Consider the following 8003-nt stretch of genomic DNA (forward strand, 5'->3'; position numbering starts at 1 on the left):
CTGTAGGTCCGGATAGAACACAAACCATCCATCGATAGAATTTAAACACTTTTTGTGCTGATGAATGCTAAGAACCGAAACTTCATAACGGTATTAATTGCTTTTCAATTAGTTGTCTTCAGCTCCCTTTTACAAGCTCAGGAACCTCAAAAAGTAGAAGTTCAATCAGGCTTTTTAGAAATAAGACCTGATGTGCCCGATGCTGCAATTTGGACACGGGAAGCAAATGAACAAGTCTACATAGTTCACGAAGGTATTGAAATGTGGTGCGATCAGGCATTTATGTATAACAAAGATAATTTTGTCAAAGCTTACGGCAATGTGCGCATTACCCAAGGAGACACAATGACCCTTACAAGTAAATACGCAGAATATAATGGAAATACCAGATTTGCCTTCGCCAGTGGAAAAGTAGTGCTCAAAGAACCAAACACTACTCTTTCAACAGATACACTTTATTTTGACAGAAATAAACAACAAGGCTTTTATAGAAGTGGCGGAAAAGTTGTTGATTCCTTAAGTACTTTGACAAGTAATATTGGACGTTATTTTGCAGAAACCAAACGCTACCAGTTTCTATCAAATGTTATAGTGAACAACCCCGATTATAAAATAAATACTAATCAACTCGATTTTTATAGTGAAACCGGCCATGCTTATCTATATGGCCCTTCTACAATAACAGGAGAAACAAGTGACATTTACTGTGAAAGAGGCTTTTATGATACACGTAATGATAAAGGATATTTTATGCGAAATGCTAAAATAGACTATGAAAACAGAACGATTTTTGGTGATAGCCTTAATTTTGACAGAAAGAAAAACTTTGCCTCGGCCACAAATAATATCAAAGTTGTAGATACCCTCAATAATAGCATTGTAAAAGGACATTACGCCGAGGTATTCAGAGATAAAGATTCAGTTTTTATCACCAAAAGAGCTGTTGCTATAACTGTTAGAGATGGTGATTCAATTTATATAAATGCAGACACACTTAGAATCACAGGAAAAGCGGACCATCGTATTTTGAAAGGATTTTACAAAGCCAGAATTTTTAAAAGTGATATGAGTGGTAAAGCAGATAGTATTTACAGTGATGAAAAAACCGGTATCACAAAAATGTTGAGAAACCCAATTATGTGGAGTGGCGAAAGTCAAATGACTGGAGATACCATTCTTTTGCTTTCTAATACCAAAACTGAAAAATTAGATACACTCAAGGTCTTTAACAACGCATTTTTAATTCAAAAAGACAGTGCGGGTTTCAATCAGGTAAAGGGAGAAAAATTAATCGGTTTATTTACAGAAAACGAACTAGACACTATAAATATCAACCGAAATGCCGAAGTAATTTTTTATACCCGCAATGAAAATGATGAATTAGTAGGTATCAACCATTCAAGAGCAAGTTCAATTCAAATAACACTTAGCGAACAAGAAATAGAAACGATTAGATTTATCAGACAAGCAGAAGGCAAACTTCATCCTGAATCTGAGTTTCCTGAAAATGCAAGAATTTTAAGAGGGTTTATCTGGAGAGGAGACGAACGCTTACTTTCAAAAGATGACTTGTTTAAAGGAAAACCACTACCAAAGCTTCCTAAAATATCAGGAATCCCGCTTCCAAAATTAGAGGAGGATTTTTTTGACGAAAATCCTGATAAAGATTTAAAAATTCCAGATGCTTCAAGTCTCAAACCAAAAGATCTGAAAAATGATCCTGAGGCATTTACACCTCTTAGTGATGAAGACAATGAACAAAATGTTCAAAACGATGATGGAGACGAATAATAAACTTAGTTTTTAATGGCACTTAAAGAAGATTTTTTTTTACATCAGGCACAAACCACACCCCACCCGTTGGCCTTGGAAATAAGTCATGCTAAAGGGTCTTATATTTTCGATTCTGAAGGCAATTCACATTTAGATTTTGTAGCAGGGGTTTCTGCCTGTACTTTAGGGCACTCGCATCCAGCGGTGGTTGAAGCTATTAAAAAACAAGCTGAAGACTATTTACATGTAATGGTTTATGGAGAATACATCCAGAAACCGGTAGTTGAATTTACTACATTGTTAGCAAAACAATTACCGGAAAACCTTTCTGTAACCTACCTTACAAATAGTGGTACTGAAGCCATTGATGGCGCAATAAAACTGGCAAAACGCATCACAGGAAGAGCAAACATAATAAGCGCAAAAAATGCTTATCATGGCAATACGATAGGAGCCTTAAGCATCATGGGGTTTGAAGAACGCAAAACAGCATTCAGACCTTTAATGCCTGGTGTGACTCTCATATCTTTTAACAATGAAAGTGACCTGGAAAAAATAACTGAAAATACTGCAGCAATCGTCTTAGAAACGATACAAGGAGGAGCTGGTTTTATCTTACCCCAAAATGAATTTTTGCAAAAAGTAAGAAAGCGTTGTGATGAAACAGGAACCCAGCTTATCCTTGATGAAATACAACCAGGCTTTGGACGCACCGGAAAACTATTTGGTTTTGAGAACTATAACTGCATTCCAGACATATTAGTGATTGGAAAAGGTATGGCCGGTGGAATGCCTATAGGTGCATTTGTATCTTCGTTTGATAAAATGAAATTATTGCAGAACAATCCAAAATTAGGACACATCACAACTTTTGGAGGACATCCGGTAATAGCAGCCGCAGCATTGGCAACATTAAAGGAATTGACCTCAACTTCAATTATACAAGAAACCCTGGAAAAAGAAAAATTATTCAGAAAACTTCTAGTACACCCATTAATCAATGAAATAAGAGGAATTGGTTTAATGCTTGCTGTTATGGTTGAAAACGAAGAAATTGCAAGCCGTGTTATTCTGGAATGTAAAAATAATGGGTTAATACTTTTTTGGCTCTTATTTGAAGGAAAGGCTATAAGAATAACACCTCCACTTACAATTTCAAACGAAGAAATTGAACAGGGGTGCAAGATTATCTTAAATACTTTAAACTTAATAAACAAATAAATTAAATTGCAAACAACTGAAATACAAATATTTAACTAATTTATATTGTTGATTATTTTGTTAACAATATAATAGGCATAGCCTTTGAGTAGTAAATTACATTAGTAAATTTATTAAAAGAAGAAATCCCATAAATCCACGTCTATGCATTTAAGTCATAACGAAGACAAAAATTTCTCACTTACCCGTTTTGAATCCATGTTAAAAACCAATAATGTTCTTTTCTTCGATTCTGAAGAATTTGAAGAAATTATCAATTATTACATGGAAAACGGTAAAATTGCTTTGGCTAAAAAGGCAACTAAATTAGGCCTTGAACAGCACCCCTCATCTACTAATCTGAAACTCTTTCAGATTGAAATGTATATTTTTGAAAACAAACTAGATATCGCTGAAGAATTATTGAACGAACTCCAGGTTTTAGAGAGTTTTAATGAAGAAATCTACATTCAACGGGCTAATATTTACTCAAGAAAAGACGATCATAAAAAAGCGATCAACCTACTAGAAAAAGCACTTGAAATCACAGAAGATGAACTCGATGTTCTCAACCTAATTGGTGTGGAATACTTGTTTTTGGAAGACTATGAAAATGCAAAATATTATTTTATGAAGTGTGTGGAAGAAGACCCCGAGGATTACTCTTCACTTTACAATGTAATTTACTGTTTCGAAGTATTAGAACTACACCTGGAAGCCATAGACTACCTAAACATTTATCTAAATTCAAACCCTTACTGTGAAGTTGCATGGCACCAGGTTGGGAAACAATATTTCTTACTTAAAAAGTTTAAAAAAGCACTTGCAGCGTTCGATTTTGCAATCATTTCAGACGACACCTTTGTTGGAGCTTATCTAGAAAAAGGAAAAGTTCTCGAAAAGCTGAAGCGCTATAATGAAGCTATTGAAAACTACACAATTACTCTAAATTTGGAAGACCCCACCTCTTTTGCTTTACTTCGCATAGGTAAGTGTCATGAAAAATTAGGCAATGAAGAACTTGCACTTGAGTATTACCATAAATGTGTACATGAAGACATCCTTCTTGATAAAGGCTGGATAGCTATTACCGATTATTACATCAAAAAAAACAATTACCAAAAAGCACTCTATTTTATTGATAAAGCAATCAACATAGATAGTGAAAACGTGCATTACTGGAAACGTTATGCAAAAATCAATAACCGTTTAAACCTTTTTGAAGAAGCAGAAATTGGATATCGAAAAACAATCGAGCTTGGCAATTATGAACTTCAAACATGGATCAGCAGATCAGATATTTTGATGCAACTAGGTGAATTTGATGCAGCAGTAACAAATTTATTTCAAGCTATCGAATTTTATCCTGAAAATGCTGAGTTGGAATACAGGCTCAGTGGTCTGTATTATTTCCAAAACGACTCCACAAAAGGACGTTTTCACTTAAAAAATGCACTAAAACTAGATTTAGAATATAAAATGATTCTTGAAGTATTATTTCCCACTGTTTATGACCTGCCTGAAGTCCAAAAATTAATAAGTAAATACGAAAATACTTCCCATTAAATTTCTATTTTTGGGCTACTCAAGCCCGAGCATATGGAACAAAAAAATCCTTTTCAACATCTTTTCTTATTTTTAAAAGGTATTGCCATGGGTGCCGCAGATGTTGTACCCGGTGTCTCAGGTGGTACTATTGCTTTTATTTCCGGAATTTATGAAGAATTGGTCAATACAATTCACAATTTAAACTTTTCGTTTTTCAAAACCTGGAAAGAAAGCGGCATTAAAAAAGCCTGGGTTTCTTACAATCTCAAATTTTTAACTGTTCTTTTAAGTGGAGTTTTAATTAGCTTTATATCATTAGCAAAACTCATTGGCTGGCTCCTAGAAAATCACTCCATTCTGGTTTGGTCTTTCTTTTTTGGACTCATCATTGCAAGCATTATTTATGTGGGCAAAGAAGTTAAATTCTGGAATCTAAAAAATATTCTTGCTCTTTTAATAGCAGCTTTATGTTCATATTTTATAACGCTAGCTGAGCCATTGGCTTCACCTGAAAGCAACTGGTATATTCTATTTTCAGGATTCATAGCAATAATTGCTATGATTTTACCAGGCATTTCAGGATCATTTATCTTGCTCCTTTTAGGGTCCTATGAGGTAATCATAAATACACTCAATGACTTTAGTAGTGCTTTATTTTCAGGAGCCTGGGAGTTACTGCTGGAGCCTTTAATTAAAATTTTACTTTTTATAGCAGGTGCAATCGTTGGAATTAAAATATTTTCAGGAGTGCTTAACTGGTTGTTTAAAAACTACAAAAACACTACTCTGGTTATATTAACTGGCTTTATGATTGGCGCTTTGAATAAGGTTTGGCCTTGGAAAGAAATAGTATCCTGGAGGACGGACACAAAAGGCGAACAGGTAGCATTGCTTGAAAAGAGTATTTCACCTTTTGATTATCCCGCCGATTCCCAACTTTTTTTTGCAATACTCTGCGCAATCATTGGATTTTTACTTATTTTTCTAATAGAATATATTGCTTTAAAAAAGTCAGTAAATTATGATTGAGCCTCGCACATTTTCTGATAAAATATGGCTTATCTTAAAAGGTTTGGCTATGGGGGCAGCCAACAAAGTTCCGGGTGTTTCTGGAGGGGTTGTTGCTTTTGTAGCCGGTTTTTATGAAGAGTTTATTTACTCTCTTCAAAAAGTAAACAGAAAAGCATTTAAACTGCTAATTTCAGGGAGGTTTAAAAGTCTTTACAGATATATTAATGGTCAATTTTTAGGTTTGCTTATTTTTGGGATGCTGGTGAGCTATTTTAGTGTTTCAAAAGCACTTGATTATTTGATTATTCATTATGAGCTATATGTCTGGAGTGCTTTTTTTGGAATGATAGTGGGTTCAATCTATTATATCGCAAAAGATTTTGATGAATGGACCAGAAGAAATATTGCTATTCTGCTTTGTGGAATTATTGCAGGTGTTGCGATTAGTTTTTTAGAGCCTGCTAAAGAAAATGACCATCTCTTATTTGTATTTCTATGTGGTATCATTAGCGTTTCCGGAATGACATTACCCGGGCTTTCCGGTTCTTTTATATTGATTTTATTAGGAAATTATGTCCTACTTCTGGTTGATTCTGTCAATGCCTTGTATGACACTCTTACTGAAGTATTTCTATTTGATTTTAGCTTTTTAGAAAATTCAGAACGAATCAGGCTACTCCAAGTTTTAGTTTCATTTACCCTGGGATCTATAACTGGTTTGGTAACACTATCACATTTATTGGGCTACTTACTTAAACATTTTAAAAATGCAACTTATGTTGGTATTATTGGATTTATTGCAGGGTCATTGGGTGTTGTATGGCCTTGGAAAGAAAAAGTCTTTTCAACCGATTCCCTTGGTAACTTTCTCTATGACATAGAAGGCAATAAAATTTTGAGTAATTACAAAAGATTTATACCAAATTCCATAGATAGTGAGACATTAACCGCAATCTTTTTTATATTTGTAGGCATTCTTCTCGTATTGGCATTAGGCTGGTATGGTGATAGAACAAAAAACAACTAAAACTAACATTTCATCCCCAAAAATGTTACCTTTTTTTAATACTTTATTCAGCTATGGCAACCTACGGTCTTTTGGGGAAAAACATTTCTTACTCATTTTCAAAACCCTACTTTGAATCGTTTTTCCAATCGAAAAACTTAAATCATCAATATTTAAATTTTGACATTTCAAAAATTGAAGAAATTAAAAATATTTTAAAATCAAACCCCGACTTAAAAGGGTTTAATGTGACTATTCCCTACAAAGAACAAATTTTTCCTTTTTTATACAAAACCGATAAAGAAGCAAAAAATATAGGTGCAATAAATACTGTAAAGGTTTCTAAAAATGGGAATTTAATTGGCTACAATTCTGATCATTACGGGTTTGCAAAATCGCTAGCAGAACAATTTCCTCTTTCAGACAAAACAGCGCTCGTTTTAGGCAGCGGTGGTGCCTCAAAAGCTATTTCATATGTGTTGAACAATCTTAATTTCAAATATAAAATAGTTTCACGAGATAATAATAAAAGCCATCTAACATACACCGAGCTCACTCCAGAAATAATTGCAACCCATAAACTTATTATCAACTGCACACCTCTTGGTACAAGTCCAAATACGAATGCTTTTCCCAATATTCCCTATAAAGGAATATCAAACAAGCACCTCTTGTTTGATTTAATTTACAACCCAAGACTTACAATCTTTTTAAAACTTGGAAAAGATCAAGGAGCAAGAATTGTAAACGGAGAAGCCATGCTAAAATATCAAGCCATTAAATCCTGGGAAATTTGGAATTCATAAAATCAAAATCACTCTAAAACTTTGCAGTTAGCGAAGTTGTTATTATCTTTCCATCCACAAAATTTAGTAGGAACCATAACATTGAAAGAAATGTCAGACCAGGAAAAAAATAAGGAAAAAGAAGCCATTGTAAAAAAAGAACAAGAGCAAAATTTAAATAAATTTTCAGAAAAAGAACCTGAAACTTCCGTTATAAATGAAACTGGTTCCGAATTAGAATCCATAGAAGAAAAAGAGCAAACAACTTCTGTCAATGAGTCAGACGAAAGTAAGAAGGATGTTGATGAGACAACTTCTGAAACCTCTGAAAATTCTAAAGATACTTCTCAAAACAATGAAGCTGAAAGTGAAGACGAAGACGAAATAGCTTCTTCTGATGATGACGAAACTGAAAATGAAACTGATCAAGAAACAAAACCATCAGAAGACTTCCACAACATGTCTCAAAAAGAACTTGTGGCCTCTTTCAAAAAGTTGCTTCAAACAGCTAAAATTCAGGATATAAAAAAGGAGGTTGATGAAATTCGTCACGAATTTAACTCCCAGTTTGACGATGAGTTAAATGAAAAAAAGGAAGAATTCATAGCACAGGGTGGAAACATCATAGATTTCCACTACTCTTCTCCTTTAAAAAATGAGTTCAACACATTGTATTTTGA

6 protein-coding genes and 1 pseudogene are annotated in these 8003 nt (G+C 33.9%); all 7 read left to right on the forward strand.

What is annotated here, in order from left to right; all coding sequences use genetic code 11:
- The first annotated feature begins 60 nt into the window (after positions 1-60).
- On the forward strand, positions 61-1791 hold the full coding sequence (locus tag AACY61_RS05305; protein WP_339610546.1) for an OstA-like protein: 1731 nt from the start codon (positions 61-63) through the stop codon (positions 1789-1791).
- Between the two features lie 15 nt (positions 1792-1806).
- The gene (locus AACY61_RS05310) at positions 1807-2994 is read left to right on the forward strand and encodes an aspartate aminotransferase family protein (RefSeq protein ID WP_339610547.1); all 1188 of its coding nucleotides are present in this window, start codon (positions 1807-1809) and stop codon (positions 2992-2994) included.
- A 144-nt stretch (positions 2995-3138) separates the two neighbouring features.
- Complete coding sequence (locus AACY61_RS05315; RefSeq protein WP_339610548.1) at positions 3139-4539, forward strand: tetratricopeptide repeat protein; 1401 nt, start codon at positions 3139-3141, stop codon at positions 4537-4539.
- A gap of 33 nt (positions 4540-4572) precedes the next feature.
- Positions 4573-5550, forward strand: coding sequence for a DUF368 domain-containing protein (locus AACY61_RS05320; protein WP_339610549.1), 978 nt, complete (start codon positions 4573-4575; stop codon positions 5548-5550).
- Positions 5543-6559 (forward strand): DUF368 domain-containing protein, encoded by a 1017-nt coding sequence (locus tag AACY61_RS05325; protein ID WP_339610550.1) that lies wholly within the window; start codon positions 5543-5545, stop codon positions 6557-6559. The genes AACY61_RS05320 and AACY61_RS05325 overlap by 8 nt, the downstream gene beginning before the upstream one ends.
- A 53-nt stretch (positions 6560-6612) precedes the next feature.
- Positions 6613-7344 carry a shikimate dehydrogenase gene (locus tag AACY61_RS05330; protein WP_339610551.1) on the forward strand — a complete coding sequence of 244 codons (732 nt, stop codon included), beginning with the start codon at positions 6613-6615 and terminating at the stop codon, positions 7342-7344.
- Positions 7345-7434: 90 nt separating this feature from the next.
- Positions 7435-8003, forward strand: a pseudogene (locus AACY61_RS05335) (DUF349 domain-containing protein); the annotation flags it as partial.

This window comes from uncultured Planktosalinus sp., assembly GCF_963973675.1.
GTDB lineage: Bacteria > Bacteroidota > Bacteroidia > Flavobacteriales > Flavobacteriaceae > Planktosalinus.